We start from the raw sequence: 16,111 nt of genomic DNA, 5'->3' as shown, positions 1-16,111 counted from the left end.
TCGAGCCGGATCCAGTCGGCTCCAGCCGGACCGGGCCGGATCGAGCAGGCTCCCCCCACTGAGAACAGCGCGACCGGGGTCCGCCCGTTTTCTGCTCATAGAAGTTAGTCATCAATAACTAACCCTCAGGGGGAGTCATGCACCCGCCCACACCCACGGCCCTTCGCCGAAGAGCCGTCTGGGCCCTCGTCGTCACGAGCCTCGCCAGCTTCATGGCGGCGCTCGACAACCTGGTCGTCACCACGGCCCTGCCGTCCATCCGCGTGAGTCTCGGCGGCGGACTGAAGGAGCTCGAATGGACGGTGAACGCCTACACGCTGACCTTCGCGGTGCTCCTGATGATGGGCGCGGCCCTGGGCGACCGGTTCGGCCGCCGCCGGCTCTTCCTCATCGGGCTCACCGTCTTCACCGGCGCCTCCGCAGCGGCAGCCCTCTCGCCCGGCATCGGCGAACTCATCGCCTTCCGGGCGGTCCAGGGCGTCGGGGCAGCGATCATGATGCCGCTCACCCTCACCCTGCTCACGGCGGCCGTCCCGGCGGCCCGCCGGGGCGCCGTGCTCGGCATCTACAGCGCGGTCACCGGCCTTGCCGTGGCGAGCGGCCCGCTCATCGGCGGCAGCATCACCGAACACATCTCCTGGCAGTGGATCTTCTGGCTGAACGTACCCGTCGGCATCGTGCTGCTGCCGCTGGCCCGGCTGCGCCTGACGGAGTCGCACGCCCCGGACGCCCGGCTCGACGTCCCCGGCACCCTGCTGGTCAGCGGCGGCCTCTTCGGGATCGTGTACGCCCTCGTCAGCGCCAACTCCGAGGGCTGGACCAGCGCGCCCGTCCTCACCGGACTCCTCGCGGGCACCGCGCTGCTCGGCGGCTTCGTCCGCCACGGCCTCACCGCGAAGCGACCCATGCTGCCGATGCGGCTCTTCCGCAGCCGGGCCTTCTTCGGCATCAACGTCGCGAGCCTGCTGATGTTCCTCGGCATGTTCGGCTCGATCTTCCTGCTCAGCCAGTTCCTCCAGAGCGCGCTCGGCTACTCGCCCACCGAGGCCGGGCTGCGGATGCTGCCCTGGACCGGTATGCCGATCCTGGTCGCGCCGGTCGCCGGCTACCTCAGCGACCGGTTCGGCGGCCGTCCCATCGTCGTCACCGGCCTCGCGCTCCAGGCGGTGGGCCTCGCGCTCTTCGCCCGGGTGCTCAGCCCGGACGTCGCCTACACCGCCCAGCTGCCCGGCCTGATCATCGGCGGTGTCGGTATGGCGATGTACTTCGCGCCCGCCTCCGGACTCGTCATGTCCAGCGTCCCCCCGAGCGAACTGGGCATCGCCTCCGGCGCCAACAACGCGCTCCGCGAGGTCGGCGGCGCACTCGGGGTCGCCGTACTGGCCTCCGTGTTCTCCGCCCGGGGCGGCTTCGGCTCCCCGCAGCAGTTCACCGACGGGACCGTGCCCGCGGTCTGGATCGGGGCCGGTGTCGTCGCTCTCGCCGCGCTGGCCGCGCTGCTGGTACCGGGCCGGCGCGGCGGCTCGCCGGTGGTGGAGCCGGAGTCCGGGCCCACCACCCCGGCCCTCCGCATCCCGGCCTGACCGGCGCCGTACCCCCCGCCCGCCATGCCGTACGGTCCGTGGCCCCGCCCGAGCGGCGGGGGCGCGGACCGTACTCTTGACCCGTGCAGGTACTCCACGACGCCCCCCTCGCCCCCCTGACCACCTTCCGGCTCGGCGGCCCGGCCACCCGCCTGGTCACCGCGACGACCGACGCGGAGGTGATCGCGGCCGTCCGCGCGGCCGACGACGCGGGTACCCCGCTCCTGGTCGTCGGTGGCGGCTCCAATCTGGTCATCGGCGACAAGGGCTTCGACGGCACCGCCCTGCGCATCGCCACCACCGGCTTCCAGCTCACCGGAACCCGCCTCGAACTAGCGGCGGGCGAGGTCTGGACCGACGCCGTCGCCCGTACCGTCGAGGCCGGACTCGCGGGCATCGAGTGCCTCGCCGGCATCCCGGGTAGCGCCGGTGCCACGCCGATCCAGAACGTGGGCGCGTACGGCCAGGAGGTATCCACCACCATCAGCGAGGTCGTGGCCTACGACCGGCGCTCCGGCGAGACGGTCACCCTCCCCAACGCCGCGTGCGGTTTCTCCTACCGGCACAGCGCTTTCAAGCAGCACCCCGACCGGTACGTCGTCCTCCGCGTCCGCTTCGATCTCGAGGACGCGGGCGGCCTGTCGGCGCCCGTCAAGTATCCGGAGACCGCCCGCGTCCTCGGTGTGAGCGCCGGCGACCGGGTTCCCGCCGCCCTCGCCAGGGAGACCGTCCTCGCGCTCCGCGCGGCCAAGGGCATGGTGCTGGACCCCGAGGACCACGACACCTGGTCCGCCGGCTCCTTCTTCACCAACCCGGTGCTCGACGAGCGGGAGTACGCGGACTTCCTCTTCCGCGTCGCGGAGCGCCTGGGCCCGGACGTCACCCCGCCCGCCTACCCGGCGGACGGCGTACGGACCAAGACCTCGGCCGCCTGGCTGATCGACAAGGCCGGTTTCACCAAGGGGTACGGCACCGGTCCCGCCCGCATCTCCACCAAGCACACCCTCGCCCTCACCAACCGGGGGGAGGCCACCACCGAGGACCTCCTCGCCCTCGCCCGCGAGGTGGTGGCCGGGGTGCGCGAGGCGTTCGGCGTGACCCTGGTCAACGAACCGGTGACGGTCGGCGTCAGTCTCTGAGCCGGTACGGGAAACCCCGGGCCACCTTCCGTGGCCCGGGGTTTCTCCGTCTGCGCGCTCGGTCTGCCACCGCTACCGCTTCCCGAACTCCGCCTCGGCCTTGAGCGCGTTCAGCCAGCCGGTCAGGGACTGTTCCAGCGCCTGCCTGAGCGCGACGGGCTGGGCTTCGACCGGGGCGCCGCTCCAGGACTCCTCGGTCCGGACGGTCACCCCGCCGTCGTGCTCCTCGAAGGTCCAGACGTGGACGGCGTCGATGCCCTGAGCGGGACCTCCCCAGACCAGGCACTTCTCGTGCTCGACGTGCTTGACGGTGGACGTGATGTCCAGGCCCTGGGTCTTCCAGCGGAACACCGAGCCCGCCCGCAACGGGCCCGACGTGCTCTTGACCAGCGAGGTGACGTCCGGCTGCCAGTCGGGCCACTTCGCCACGTCCGTCTGCACGTTCCAGACCGTCTTCAGCGGTGCGTGGATCACGGTGCTCTCGCGGGTGATCACCGGTGCCGCCTCGTCGACGTGTACGCCGTCGCAGGTGAGCGACTGACTGGACGCCGCCTTGGACTTCGCCTTGGGCGATCCGTGCGAGGGGCTGTGCTGGTGGTCGTCGTCCAGGCCGGCACCGACGAGCAGAGCGGTGGCGACGACGGCGAGGGGGATGGCGATGGCAGCGCGCATGGCGAAGTTCCTTCACGGGGGAGGGCGGAGTGGCCACCTGCGGGACGCGGGTGAGAACCGAACGAAAGTTAGTGTTGCTCGCTTCTGTTAGAGACTGTAACCAAAGTTATAAGACAGAGCAATCCTTCTCTTCTTTCGCTCTTCCGGGGCTGCGCCAGTCGGCATCGATCACCCCGGTCGCGACCGCTCCGACTGCGGCGTGCGGGGCGTGCGGGGGCGTCGGGCCGCCGGGCGGCACGGGGGTGGGATGCGCGTGGAGCAGGGGGTCCGTCGTGGAGAGAGGGGCGGCCGGTGCGTCACGGCCGCGAGATGGCACTACCTGCTGTTACCGGGTGGATGCCCCGGGTGGCGACCACAGGGCGCCCGTGTCCGCTGATGCGCCACGCGTCGAGGTGCCGAGGTAACGAGGGGCGGAAGGCGGTCCGGGGCGCGCACAGGAGAGGGCAGGGCGCAGAGTGCGTTCCTGCCGGGTGCTGAGGAAGCTGAGCGGGCGGTGGGCGGGTGCTCCTCGCCGAGGGCGCCCGCCCACCGCGGCGCGTGTTCAGCCGTTGCCCCGCACCGTCGCGGGTCGGGACGGTCGGGTGGGCGGGTCCGCCCCGTACGGGCGTGCTCAGGCCGCCGGTGCCGCCAGCCAGTCGTCGATCCCGTCCAGCATGGTGCGCCGCACGTCCTCCGGGGCCACCGAGCCGCGCACCGACTGCCGGGCGAGCTCCGCCAGTTCCGCGTCGGTGAAGGCGTGGTGCTCGCGCACCAGGTCGTACTGGTCCGCCAGCCGGGCGCCGAAGAGCAGCGGGTCGTCCGCCCCGAGCGCCATCGGCACCCCCGCGTCGAACAGGGTCCGCAGCGGCACGTCCCCGGGCTTCTCGTAGACCCCGAGTGCCACGTTCGACGCCGGGCAGACCTCGCAGGTGATCCCGCGCTCCGCGAGCCTGCGCATCAGCCGGGGGTCCTCGGCCGCCCGCACCCCGTGCCCGATCCGGTACGCGTCCAGGTCGTCCAGGCAGTCGCGGACGCTGGACGGGCCGGCCAGCTCGCCGCCGTGCGGGGCCGCGATCAGGCCGCCCTCGCGGGCGATGGCGAACGCGCGGTCGAAGTCCCTTGCCATGCCCCGGCGTTCGTCGTTGGAGAGGCCGAAGCCGACGACCCCCCGGTCCGCGTACCGCACCGCGAGACGGGCCAGTGTGCGGGCGTCCAGGGGGTGCTTCATCCGGTTCGCCGCGATCACCACCCGCATCCCCAGACCGGTCTCGCGGGAGGCGCTGTCCACGGCGTCCAGGATGATCTCGATCGCCGGGATCAGCCCGCCGAGCAGCGGGGCGTACGAGGTGGGGTCGACCTGGATCTCCAGCCAGCGCGAGCCGTCCGCGACGTCCTCCCGCGCGGTCTCCCGCACCAGGCGCTGGATGTCCTCCGGCTCCCGCAGGCAGGACCGGGCGATGTCGTAGAGCCGCTGGAAGCGGAACCAGCCACGCTCGTCGGTCGCCCGCAGTTCGGGGGGCTCACCGCCGGTGAGGGCCTCGGGCAGGCGCACACCGTACTTGTCGGCGAGTTCGAGCAGGGTGGTGGGCCGCATCGACCCGGTGAAGTGCAGGTGCAGGTGGGCCTTGGGCAACAGACGTACATCACGCTCCATTGGAAGATCCTGCCGCACCCGCGGCCCCGAGCGGAAGCCGCTTTCCCTTTTGGGGCGGGGGGCGAACAAAAAAGCGCCCCCGGCCCGGGACATGGAGTCCGTGGGCCGGGGGCAACCTCCCGGGTTTCGTGCGCGGTCAGTCGCGCGCCTCCGCGAGCAGCTTCTGGATGCGCGAGACGCCCTCGGCCAGGTCGTCGTCGCCCAGCGCGTACGACAGCCGCAGGTATCCCGGCGTACCGAACGCCTCACCCGGGACGACGGCGACCTCGGCCTCGTCCAGGATCAGCGCCGCCAGCTCGACCGAGGTCGCCGGGCGCCTGCCGCGGATCTCCTTGCCGAGCAGCCCCTTCACCGAGGGGTAGGCGTAGAACGCGCCCTCGGGCTCGGGGCAGAGGACGCCGTCGATCTCGTTGAGCATCCGCACGATCGTCCTGCGGCGCCGGTCGAAGGCGGTCCGCATCTCGGCGACCGCGTCCAGCGGCCCGGAGACGGCGGCCAGCGCGGCGACCTGGGCGACGTTGGAGACGTTGGAGGTGGCGTGCGACTGCAGGTTGGTCGCCGCCTTCACGATGTCCTTCGGGCCGACGATCCAGCCCACCCGCCAGCCGGTCATGGCGTACGTCTTGGCGACCCCGTTGACGACGATGCACTTGTCCCGCAGCTCCGGCAGGAGGGCCGGCAGCGAGGTGAACTTCGCGTCGCCGTAGACGAGGTGCTCATAGATCTCGTCGGTCAGCACCCACAGCCCGTGCTCGACGGCCCAGCGGCCGATCGCCTCCGCCTCGGCCTCGCCGTACACGGCGCCGGTCGGGTTCGACGGCGAGACGAAGAGGACGACCTTCGTCCGCTCGGTGCGGGCGGCCTCCAGCTGCTCGACCGTCACCTTGTACCCGGTGGTCTCGTCGGCGACGACGTCCACCGGGACGCCGCCTGCCAGCCGGATCGACTCCGGGTAGGTGGTCCAGTAGGGCGCGGGCACGATGACCTCGTCACCCGGGTCGAGGACCGCGGCGAAGGCCTCGTAGATGGCCTGCTTGCCGCCGTTGGTCACCAGGATCTGCGAGGCGTCCACCGCGTAGCCGGAGTCGCGCAGCGTCTTCGCCGCGATGGCTGCCTTGAGCTCCGGCAGCCCGCCGGCCGGGGTGTAGCGGTGGTACTTCGGGTTGCGGCACGCCTCGATCGCGGCCTCGACGATGTAGTCGGGCGTCGGGAAATCGGGCTCACCGGCACCGAACCCGATCACCGGACGGCCGGCGGCCTTGAGGGCCTTCGCCTTGGCGTCGACGGCAAGGGTGGCGGACTCGGAGATCGCACCGACGCGGACGGAGACCCGGCGTTCGGTCGGAGAAGTTGCAGAGCTCATATCCCCATGGTGCCTGACCACCGGCCCCCTCGGCGCGACCGTTCCAGCGGGTGGAAGGGGCGCCCGAGCCCGTCGTGCGGGCCCTGGCCAGCGGCGGAGCCGGGGTCCGGGCAGGCCCCGGGACACGCCCTGTGCACCCCCGTCCGGATGGCCCGCTCAACTTCTGTTCGACGCCGGGCCCGTGAACACGTACACTCACCTGTCGTTGGCCTTCACCAGCCGCACCGAAATGACTTCCTGGTCACCGGGGAACATGCGGTAGGTTGGGGAAACCACAAAGGGTCGTAGCTCAATTGGTAGAGCACTGGTCTCCAAAACCAGCGGTTGGGGGTTCAAGTCCCTCCGGCCCTGCTACACACTCCTTCGCCGGGATGTGTGCGCATGTACGTACTTCATTGCACAGCCGTGCGCGGCTCCAACGGGCGCGGCACGGCCACGACCCGGAATCAGGTGAGTAGCGTGACGGACGCCGTGGGCTCCATCGACATGCCTGATGCTGAGGATGAAGCGCCCGAGTCCAAGAAGGCTCGGAAGGGCGGCAAGCGCGGCAAGAAGGGCCCCTTCGGCCGTCTGGCGCTCTTCTACCGCCAGATCATCGCCGAGCTGCGCAAGGTCGTCTGGCCCACGCGCAAGCAGCTGAGCACGTACACCACCGTGGTGATTGTGTTCGTAGTCGTCATGATTGGTCTCGTTACCGTGATTGACTTCGGATTCCAGCGGGTCATCAAGTACGTCTTCGGCTGATCCCGCGGAGGGCGCCTCACCGGCGCCCCTTTCGCATGTTCCACCCATTTGTATCCAGGAAGAAGCAGCCATCGTGTCTGACCCGAACCTGAACGACGCCGCCGAGTCCGGGACGGACGCAGTCGAGTCCGCCGAGGACCAGCACGACATCGTTGAGGCCTCGGAGTCCGAGTCCTCCGAGTCCTCGGACCAGGTCGAAGCTGCTGACGAGAGCGCCGACGCCGAGCCTGACGAGGACGTTTCCGCCGACGCGTCCGACGAAGACGCCGAGTCCGACGAAGACGCAGAGCTCGCCGCTGAGTCTGCGGACGATGCAGACGACGAGTCCGCGGACGACGCCGACGAGGAGTCCGAGGAAGCCGCCGAGCCGGCCGCCCCCGTCGACCCCGTCGCCGCCCTGCGCGAGGAACTCCGCACCCTGCCCGGCGAGTGGTACGTCATCCACACGTACGCCGGGTACGAGAAGCGCGTGAAGGCCAACCTCGAACAGCGTGCCGTCTCGCTCAACGTCGAGGAGTTCGTCTACCAGGCCGAAGTCCCCGAGGAAGAGATCGTCCAGATCAAGAACGGCGAGCGCAAGAACGTTCGCCAGAACAAGCTCCCGGGTTACGTCCTGGTGCGCATGGATCTGACGAACGAGTCCTGGGGCGTCGTCCGCAACACGCCCGGCGTCACCGGCTTCGTGGGCAACGCCTACGACCCGTACCCGCTGACCCTGGACGAGATCGTCAAGATGCTCGCTCCCGAGGCCGAGGAGAAGGCCGCTCGCGAGGCCGCCGAGGCCGCGGGCAAGCCGGCTCCGTCCCGTCGGGTCGAGGTCCAGGTGCTCGACTTCGAGGTGGGCGACTCGGTCACCGTCACCGACGGCCCGTTCGCGACGCTGCAGGCGACGATCAACGAGATCAACGCCGACTCGAAGAAGGTCAAGGGCCTCGTCGAGATCTTCGGTCGCGAGACCCCGGTCGAGCTCAGCTTCGACCAGATCCAGAAGAACTGACGGCTTCCGCCTCCTTCTGGGCACATGCTTACCGAGCAGGTCAGACAGGCTTCGCAGCCGGTCTGACCTGCTCGGTTTTTGGTCGCGCAGCTATACCCGTTATCGTTGTGCGGTATGCCTCCGTCCGGATGACCGGAATGGCGGCGAAACACTCTCACTAGGACCCGGAGAGAGCAATGCCTCCCAAGAAGAAGAAGATCACGGGGCTTATCAAGCTCCAGATCAACGCCGGTGCGGCCAACCCGGCCCCGCCGGTCGGCCCCGCACTGGGTCAGCACGGCGTCAACATCATGGAGTTCTGCAAGGCCTACAACGCCGCGACCGAGTCGCAGCGTGGCATGGTCGTGCCGGTGGAGATCACGGTCTACGACGACCGTTCCTTCACCTTCATCACCAAGACTCCGCCGGCCGCGAAGCTGATCCTCAAGGCCGCTGGTGTGGACAAGGGCTCCGGCGAGCCGCACAAGACGAAGGTCGCCAAGCTGACGGCTGCCCAGGTCCGCGAGATCGCCACGACGAAGCTCCCCGACCTGAACGCCAACGACCTCGACGCCGCGTCGAAGATCATCGCTGGCACCGCCCGTTCCATGGGCATCACGGTCGAAGGCTGAGTCCAGCCCCCCACGGCCTCAAGTGGTAGGACCAGGCGCTGGTCCGCACCACGACTCCACTCTCTGAACACACAGGAGCAGCAGTGAAGCGCAGCAAGAACCTCCGCGCTGCGGACGCGAAGATCGACCGGGAGCGCGTCTACGCCCCGCTCGAAGCCGTCCGTCTCGCCAAGGAGACCGCGACCACCAAGTTCGACGGCACCGTCGAGGTCGCCTTCCGCCTGGGTGTCGACCCTCGCAAGGCCGACCAGATGGTCCGTGGCACCGTGAACCTCCCGCACGGCACCGGCAAGACCGCCCGGGTCCTGGTCTTCGCGACCGGTGACCGTGCTGCGGCCGCGGAAGCCGCGGGCGCCGACATCGTCGGCTCCGACGAGCTCATCGACGAGGTCGCGAAGGGCCGCCTGGACTTCGACGCCGTCGTCGCCACCCCGGACCTCATGGGCAAGGTCGGCCGCCTCGGCCGCGTGCTCGGTCCGCGTGGTCTGATGCCGAACCCGAAGACCGGCACCGTCACCCCCGATGTCGTCAAGGCTGTCAACGACATCAAGGGCGGCAAGATCGAGTTCCGCGTCGACAAGCACTCGAACCTGCACTTCATCATCGGCAAGGTCTCCTTCGACGAGACGAAGCTGGTCGAGAACTACGCCGCCGCGCTGGACGAGATCCTTCGTCTGAAGCCGTCGGCCGCCAAGGGCCGCTACATCAAGAAGGCCGCACTGGCCACCACGATGGGCCCCGGCATCCCGCTGGACTCGAACCGCACCCGTAACCTCCTCGTCGAGGAGGACCCGGCCTCCCTCTGAGCCTCCGCGCTCACCGGGTAGTCGCGTCACGCGTGTAGATGGGCCCTGCAACCTTTTGGTTGCGGGGCCCGTCTTCGTATCCGGAGGCGGGCCGTACGGAACGGGCCGTGCCGGTTGCTGTCAGCCCCCTGTGCGAGGGTGAGGCGACAGTTCGTGCGAGGGGTGGGATTCGAGTGATGAAGAGCAGGGCACTGCGGCGTGTGTGCGTGTCGGTCGTGACGGTGGCGGCGCTGTCGTCGGTGGCGGCGTGCGGGGGGTCGGACGAGGCGGGCGGCTCGGGCGGCAAGAACGGCGACAGGAGCCCGGCCGCCGCCGCGGTCGCCGTGTCGCCGATCGCCGCGCTCAAGAAGGTGCAGACGAAGAACGACAGCGTCCACTCAGCCAAGGTGGAGAGCACCATGGCCATGGGCGCCGCCATGTCGATGACGATGTCGGGGGTCATGGACTGGTCGGACGGCATGTCCGGGGACGTCAGCATCAAGTACACCGGCGGCACCATGGGCGAGGCCATGGCGAAGATGGGCGGCGACGGCACGATGCGGGCGCTGTACCTCAAGGACGCCTACTACATGAACATGGGCGACGCCTTCGCGTCCGCCCTCGGGGGCAAGCACTGGCTCCGGTACGCCTACGCCGATCTCGCCGCCCTCACCGGTGCCTCCGGTGAGGCGGCGCAGAACCAGATCAAGAACAGCACGCCCCAGGAGGGCGTGAAGGCCCTCCTGGCGTCGGGTGACGTGAAGAAGGTCGGTGAGGAGGACGTCCGTGGCGTCGCCACCACGCACTACTCCGGTGTCGTCGACGTGGCCGCGCTCACCGCGAAGAGCGGCGGCCTCGACGCCGACCAGCTCCAGGAGCTCAAGGACCAGCTCGACAAGGCGGGCCTGAAGACGGAGACGGTCGACGTGTGGGTCGACAAGGACGACCTGCTCGTCAAGAAGACCGAGCGTGGGGAGAGCGCCGCCGGCGCGGTGAACACCACCATCTTCTACAGCGACTACGGCACTCCGGTGAGCGTCCGGCCGCCCGCTGCCGGGGACACGGCCGACTTCAAGGAGATCGCCGGCCAGGCCGCGAAGGCCGCTTCCTGACCGCTGCTCGACTGTTCGACGCCTCCCGTGACCCGTGGGGTGCGGGTGCAAACCTCCCGCACCCCACGGATTGCGGACGGATTTGCTCCGCGTGCTCCTGGTCGCGTACTCTCCTGAAGAAGCCAAAGACCGCTGGTCGTTGGTGTGCCTTCGCAAGAAGGGGCATCAACCGAAGGTTCCGTACGGACGGACGACCTGCGCAGGTGACTGTGGAACGCTCCCGGACTCGTCCGGTCGAGCCGCGCCCTGGCACTTGTGCTGGGGCGTTTCGTCTTTCCCGGCCCCTTCTGAGCGGTCCTCATCACCCGGAAGGAGGCCGACGCTCATGGCAAGGCCCGACAAGGCTGCCGCGGTAGCCGAGCTCGCGGACCAGTTCCGCAGCTCGAACGCCGCCGTGCTGACCGAGTACCGGGGTCTCACCGTGGCCCAGCTCAAGCAGCTGCGCCGTTCGCTCGGTGAGAACGCCCAGTACGCCGTGGTGAAGAACACGCTGACCAAGATCGCGGCCAACGAGGCCGGGATCGACACGCTGGACGACCTCTTCGCAGGTCCGACGGCGGTTGCCTTCGTCACCGGTGACCCGGTGGAGTCGGCGAAGGGTCTTCGTGACTTCGCCAAGGACAACCCCAACCTCATCATCAAGGGCGGTGTCCTTGACGGTAAGGCGCTGTCCGCCGATGAGTTCAAGAAGCTCGCGGACCTTGAGTCCCGCGAGGTTCTGCTCGCCAAGCTGGCAGGTGCCATGAAGGGCAAGCAGTCGCAGACTGCCGCACTCTTCCAGGCGCTCCCCTCGAAGTTCATCCGCACCGCGGAAGCGCTTCGTGCCAAGAAGGAAGAGCAGGGCGGTGCCGGTACGCCGGCGCCCGCCGAGGCTGCCGAGTAATCACTCAGCGGTCCAGCGGGCCCTTCGTACGCCCGCCGACATATACATCCGGCACCTGCCGACTTAGTGGAAGGACGCCATCATGGCGAAGCTGTCCCAGGAAGAGCTGCTCGAGCAGTTCGAGACCCTGACCCTCATCGAGCTCTCCGAGTTCGTCAAGGCGTTCGAGGAGAAGTTCGACGTCACGGCCGCCGCCCCGGTCGCCGTTGCCGCCGGTGGTGGCGCTGCCGCCGTCGAGGCCGTCGAGGAGCAGGACGAGTTCGACGTCATCCTCACGGGTGCCGGCGAGAAGAAGATCCAGGTCATCAAGGTCGTGCGCGAGCTGACCTCCCTCGGCCTGAAGGAGGCCAAGGACCTCGTCGACGGCGCTCCGAAGCCCGTCCTCGAGAAGGTCGCCAAGGAGGCCGCCGAGAAGGCTGCCGAGTCCCTCAAGGCCGCCGGCGCGTCCGTCGAGGTCAAGTGACTTCACGAGTCTTCTGACTCACCTGTGACGCCCCTGCCGTGAGGCGGGGTCCGTCGCGAACGCGAAGGGCGATCACCCGACCGGGTGGTCGCCCTTCGGCGTACCCGAGTCGGTCACCTTGCTCTTCCGCGGGCGGGGAGTAGGGTGATCATCGCCGTACGCCTCCTGAGGGCGTCGGAGAGGGCCTCGCAGCCGCGGATGCGGTTGCAGGGACCGCGAGCGGGCCGGGGGGCCTTGACGAACCGCACGCGGCGCGCAATTCTCAGGACGCGTCTTCATCTCGGTCCGCATCCGAGGCATGGATCGGGCGCGAAGCGGGAAGTAAAGAAGCGCGTGGCACGAGCCGCGCGAGGGCTGAAAAGGTGTTGAGAACAGCTGTTGACAGCGACGCGGGTCTCTGAGAACCCCGACTGGACATCAGTGTGCCGTTTGGCTACACTGTCCCTTTGCGCTGCCTGTTAGCTGCCTCCTGCCCGTCACCAGGGGCATACCCACGCTTGAGCATCGACGACAGATCTCCTTGAACTGGGATTTCCGTCTTCGTGTCGGCATGGGACCGGTACGCGCGTAGTGAGTCCGAGCCCTCGGAAGGACCCCCTCTTGGCCGCCTCGCGCAACGCCTCGACCGCGAATACGAACCACGGTGCCAGCACCGCCCCGCTGCGCATCTCCTTTGCAAAAATCAAGGAGCCCCTCGAGGTTCCGAACCTCCTCGCGCTGCAGACCGAGAGCTTTGACTGGCTCCTCGGCAACGCCGCTTGGAAGGCTCGCGTCGAGGCTGCTCTGGACAGTGGACAAGACGTCCCCACGAAGTCCGGACTCGAGGAAATCTTCGAAGAGATCTCCCCGATCGAAGACTTCTCCGGGTCGATGTCGCTCACGTTCCGCGACCACCGATTCGAGCCCCCGAAGAACTCGATCGACGAGTGCAAGGAGCGCGACTTCACCTTCGCCGCCCCGCTCTTCGTCACGGCCGAGTTCACCAACAACGAGACCGGCGAGATCAAGTCCCAGACGGTCTTCATGGGCGATTTCCCGCTCATGACCAACAAGGGCACCTTCGTCATCAACGGCACCGAGCGTGTCGTGGTGTCGCAGCTCGTCCGTTCCCCCGGCGTCTACTTCGACTCGTCGATCGACAAGACGTCCGACAAGGACATCTACTCCGCCAAGATCATCCCCTCCCGGGGTGCCTGGCTGGAGATGGAGATCGACAAGCGCGACATGGTCGGTGTCCGCATCGACCGCAAGCGCAAGCAGTCGGTCACCGTCCTCCTGAAGGCTCTCGGCTGGACGACCGAGCAGATCCTGGAGGAGTTCGGCGAGTACGAGTCGATGCGCGCCACCCTGGAGAAGGACCACACCCAGGGCCAGGACGACGCGCTGCTCGACATCTACCGCAAGCTGCGCCCGGGCGAGCCGCCGACCCGTGAGGCCGCTCAGACGCTGCTCGAGAACCTCTACTTCAACCCGAAGCGCTACGACCTCGCGAAGGTCGGCCGCTACAAGGTGAACAAGAAGCTCGGCGCGGACGAGCCGCTGAACGCCGGTGTCCTCACCAGCGACGACATCATCGCGACCATCAAGTACCTGGTGAAGCTGCACGCCGGTGAGCTGGAGACGGTCGGCGAGTCCGGACGTTCGATCGTCGTCGAGACCGACGACATCGACCACTTCGGCAACCGCCGCCTGCGCAACGTCGGCGAGCTGATCCAGAACCAGGTCCGTACGGGTCTCGCCCGTATGGAGCGCGTCGTGCGTGAGCGCATGACGACCCAGGACGTCGAGGCGATCACGCCGCAGACCCTGATCAACATCCGGCCGGTCGTCGCCTCCATCAAGGAGTTCTTCGGCACCAGCCAGTTGTCGCAGTTCATGGACCAGAACAACCCGCTGTCGGGTCTCACCCACAAGCGCCGCCTGTCGGCTCTTGGCCCGGGTGGTCTCTCCCGTGAGCGGGCCGGCTTCGAGGTCCGAGACGTGCACCCGTCCCACTACGGACGCATGTGCCCGATCGAGACCCCCGAAGGCCCGAACATCGGTCTGATCGGTTCGCTCGCCTCGTACGGCCGCGTCAACGCGTTCGGTTTCATCGAGACGCCGTACCGCAAGGTCACCGACGGTCAGGTCACCGACGAGGTCGACTACATCACGGCCGACGAGGAAGACCGTTACGTCATCGCCCAGGCGAACGCGACCCTCTCGGAGGAGCTGCGCTTCACCGAGCCCCGCGTCCTGGTCCGCCGTCGTGGCGGAGAAGTCGACTACGTGCCCGGCACCGAAGTCGACTACATGGACGTCTCGCCGCGCCAGATGGTGTCCGTCGCCACCGCGATGATCCCGTTCCTGGAGCACGACGACGCCAACCGTGCCCTCATGGGCGCGAACATGATGCGGCAGGCGGTGCCGCTCATCAAGTCCGAGGCGCCGCTCGTCGGCACCGGCATGGAGTACCGCTGCGCCACCGACGCCGGTGACGTGCTGAAGGCCGAGAAGGACGGTGTGGTCCAGGAGGTCTCCGCGGACTACATCACCGTCACGAACGACGACGGCACGTACACCACGTACCGGATCGCGAAGTTCATGCGCTCCAACCAGGGCACCTCGGTGAACCAGAAGGTCGTCGTCTCCGAGGGCGACCGGGTCGTCGCCGACCAGGTGCTCGCCGACGGTCCGGCCACCGAGAACGGTGAGATGGCCCTCGGTAAGAACCTGCTCGTGGCGTTCATGCCGTGGGAAGGTCACAACTACGAGGACGCGATCATCCTGTCGCAGCGCCTCGTGCAGGACGACGTCCTCTCCTCGATCCACATCGAGGAGCACGAGGTCGACGCCCGTGACACCAAGCTCGGTCCGGAGGAGATCACCCGGGACATCCCGAACGTCTCCGAAGAGGTCCTCGCGGACCTCGACGAGCGCGGCATCATCCGGATCGGTGCCGAGGTCACGGCCGGTGACATCCTCGTCGGCAAGGTCACGCCCAAGGGCGAGACCGAGCTGACCCCCGAGGAGCGCCTGCTCCGCGCGATCTTCGGTGAGAAGGCGCGCGAGGTGCGCGACACCTCGCTGAAGGTGCCGCACGGCGAGATCGGCAAGATCATCGGCGTCCGCGTCTTCGACCGCGAAGAGGGCGACGAGCTGCCGCCGGGCGTGAACCAGCTGGTCCGCGTCTACGTCGCGCAGAAGCGCAAGATCACCGATGGTGACAAGCTCGCCGGCCGTCACGGCAACAAGGGCGTCATCTCGAAGATCCTGCCGATCGAGGACATGCCGTTCCTGGAGGACGGCACCCCGGTCGACATCATCCTCAACCCGCTGGGTGTGCCGTCCCGAATGAACCCGGGACAGGTCCTGGAGATCCACCTCGGCTGGCTCGCCAGCCGCGGCTGGGACGTCTCCGGCCTCGGTGACGAGTGGGCCAAGCGGCTCCAGGCCATCGGCGCCGACCAGGTCGAGCCCGGCACCAACGTCGCCACGCCCGTCTTCGACGGTGCGCGCGAGGACGAGATCTCCGGTCTCTTCAACTTCACGATCCCGAACCGCGACGGCGACCGCCTGGTGCAGCCCACCGGAAAGGCCAACCTGTTCGACGGCCGTTCCGGAGAGCCGTTCCCGGAGCCGGTCTCGGTCGGTTACATGTACATCCTCAAGCTGCACCACCTGGTCGACGACAAGCTCCACGCTCGTTCGACCGGCCCGTACTCCATGATCACCCAGCAGCCGCTCGGTGGTAAGGCTCAGTTCGGTGGTCAGCGCTTCGGTGAGATGGAGGTGTGGGCGCTGGAGGCTTATGGCGCCGCGTACGCACTCCAGGAGCTGCTGACGATCAAGTCCGACGACGTGACCGGCCGCGTGAAGGTCTACGAGGCCATCGTCAAGGGCGAGAACATCCCTGAGCCGGGCATCCCTGAGTCCTTCAAGGTGCTCATCAAGGAAATGCAGTCGCTCTGCCTCAACGTGGAGGTCCTGTCCTCGGACGGCATGTCCATCGAGATGCGCGACACGGACGAGGACGTCTTCCGCGCGGCGGAGGAACTCGGTATCGACCTGTCCCGGCGCGAGCCGAGCAGCGTCGAAGAGGTCTGACGGGTAGGCCGGCCGGATCCACGTGATCCGGCCGGCCCTC

At 68.4% G+C, this 16,111-nt stretch carries 13 protein-coding genes and 1 tRNA gene; 11 read left to right on the top strand and 3 right to left on the bottom strand.

What is annotated here, in order from left to right; all coding sequences use genetic code 11:
• Positions 1–137: 137 nt before the first annotated feature.
• Positions 138–1,583, top strand: a complete 1,446-nt coding sequence (locus ACFYPN_RS10820; protein WP_389297721.1) for an MFS transporter — start codon at positions 138–140, stop codon at positions 1,581–1,583.
• 83 nt (positions 1,584–1,666) lie between these two features.
• Positions 1,667–2,722, top strand: a complete 1,056-nt coding sequence (locus ACFYPN_RS10815) for a UDP-N-acetylmuramate dehydrogenase (RefSeq protein WP_389297719.1) — start codon at positions 1,667–1,669, stop codon at positions 2,720–2,722.
• Between the two features lie 72 nt (positions 2,723–2,794).
• Here the strand turns inward: ACFYPN_RS10815 and ACFYPN_RS10810 are convergent, their stop codons facing one another.
• The 3 genes from ACFYPN_RS10810 to ACFYPN_RS10800 all read right to left on the bottom strand — a co-directional run bounded on the left by ACFYPN_RS10810 (position 2,795) and on the right by ACFYPN_RS10800 (position 6,390).
• Positions 2,795–3,394, bottom strand: coding sequence for an SRPBCC family protein (locus ACFYPN_RS10810; RefSeq protein ID WP_389297717.1), 600 nt, complete (start codon positions 3,392–3,394; stop codon positions 2,795–2,797).
• A 610-nt stretch (positions 3,395–4,004) separates the two neighbouring features.
• Positions 4,005–5,027 (bottom strand): adenosine deaminase, encoded by a 1,023-nt coding sequence (locus tag ACFYPN_RS10805; RefSeq protein ID WP_389297715.1) that lies wholly within the window; start codon positions 5,025–5,027, stop codon positions 4,005–4,007.
• Positions 5,028–5,163: 136 nt separating this feature from the next.
• Complete coding sequence (locus ACFYPN_RS10800; protein WP_358755847.1) at positions 5,164–6,390, bottom strand: pyridoxal phosphate-dependent aminotransferase; 1,227 nt, start codon at positions 6,388–6,390, stop codon at positions 5,164–5,166.
• A 278-nt stretch (positions 6,391–6,668) separates the two neighbouring features.
• Between ACFYPN_RS10800 and ACFYPN_RS10795 the strand changes: the two genes are divergently transcribed.
• The 9 genes from ACFYPN_RS10795 (at position 6,669) to rpoB (ending at position 16,071) form a co-directional block, all read left to right on the top strand.
• Positions 6,669–6,741, top strand: a tRNA-Trp gene (locus ACFYPN_RS10795).
• 108 nt (positions 6,742–6,849) lie between these two features.
• A complete protein-coding gene (gene secE / locus ACFYPN_RS10790; RefSeq protein ID WP_327176216.1) occupies positions 6,850–7,134 on the top strand; it encodes a preprotein translocase subunit SecE in 285 nt (94 codons plus the stop codon).
• Between the two features lie 73 nt (positions 7,135–7,207).
• Positions 7,208–8,131 (top strand): transcription termination/antitermination protein NusG, encoded by a 924-nt coding sequence (nusG, locus tag ACFYPN_RS10785; RefSeq protein WP_358755850.1) that lies wholly within the window; start codon positions 7,208–7,210, stop codon positions 8,129–8,131.
• Between the two features lie 176 nt (positions 8,132–8,307).
• The gene (gene rplK / locus ACFYPN_RS10780; protein WP_073740413.1) at positions 8,308–8,742 is read left to right on the top strand and encodes a 50S ribosomal protein L11; all 435 of its coding nucleotides are present in this window, start codon (positions 8,308–8,310) and stop codon (positions 8,740–8,742) included.
• An 83-nt stretch (positions 8,743–8,825) separates the two neighbouring features.
• Positions 8,826–9,548 (top strand): 50S ribosomal protein L1, encoded by a 723-nt coding sequence (gene rplA, locus ACFYPN_RS10775; protein WP_358755852.1) that lies wholly within the window; start codon positions 8,826–8,828, stop codon positions 9,546–9,548.
• Between the two features lie 176 nt (positions 9,549–9,724).
• Positions 9,725–10,639: an LppX_LprAFG lipoprotein gene (locus ACFYPN_RS10770; protein ID WP_358755854.1), complete on the top strand. Its 915-nt coding sequence runs from the start codon at positions 9,725–9,727 to the stop codon at positions 10,637–10,639.
• 325 nt (positions 10,640–10,964) lie between these two features.
• The gene (rplJ, locus tag ACFYPN_RS10765) at positions 10,965–11,522 is read left to right on the top strand and encodes a 50S ribosomal protein L10 (RefSeq protein WP_358755856.1); all 558 of its coding nucleotides are present in this window, start codon (positions 10,965–10,967) and stop codon (positions 11,520–11,522) included.
• 82 nt (positions 11,523–11,604) lie between these two features.
• Positions 11,605–11,985: a 50S ribosomal protein L7/L12 gene (gene rplL, locus ACFYPN_RS10760; protein WP_358755858.1), complete on the top strand. Its 381-nt coding sequence runs from the start codon at positions 11,605–11,607 to the stop codon at positions 11,983–11,985.
• 600 nt (positions 11,986–12,585) lie between these two features.
• Positions 12,586–16,071 (top strand): DNA-directed RNA polymerase subunit beta, encoded by a 3,486-nt coding sequence (gene rpoB, locus ACFYPN_RS10755; protein WP_358755860.1) that lies wholly within the window; start codon positions 12,586–12,588, stop codon positions 16,069–16,071.
• The last annotated feature ends 40 nt before the right edge of the window (positions 16,072–16,111 follow it).

Source organism: Streptomyces sp. NPDC005576, from assembly GCF_042871745.1.
Taxonomy (GTDB): Bacteria; Actinomycetota; Actinomycetes; order Streptomycetales; family Streptomycetaceae; genus Streptomyces.
Note: the sequence above shows the minus strand (reverse complement) of the source record. Positions and strands in the feature narration are given on the sequence as shown.